The 207-nt window shown below is 74.9% G+C and carries 1 protein-coding gene; it reads right to left on the bottom strand.

Translation table 11 applies throughout. The features are described 5' to 3' along the window. Window positions 1-207: helix-turn-helix domain-containing protein (locus KUG38_RS16720; protein ID WP_216923539.1), on the bottom strand; the 207-nt coding region annotated here is incomplete at its 5' end.

Raw genomic sequence — 207 nt, 5'->3', positions numbered from 1 at the left:
TCAGGCCGCCAGGGGTGCACCGTCGACCAGGGCCGGTGCCAGGCGCAGGCTGGTCTCGCCGCTGGGGACCTGCATCAGGTCGGCGGCCCGGATGCGGGAGATCAGCCGGGTGGTGGTGACGCGGGTGGTGCCGATCAGCTCCCCGATGCGCTCATGGGTGAGGCGGAAGGGGAGGTCGCACCAGGGGCCGCAGCGGCGCCCCAGGCG

Origin of the sequence: Synechococcus sp. CCAP 1479/9, assembly GCF_019038535.1 — a bacterium.
GTDB lineage: Bacteria > Cyanobacteriota > Cyanobacteriia > PCC-6307 > Cyanobiaceae > Cyanobium.
Note: the sequence above shows the minus strand (reverse complement) of the source record. Positions and strands in the feature narration are given on the sequence as shown.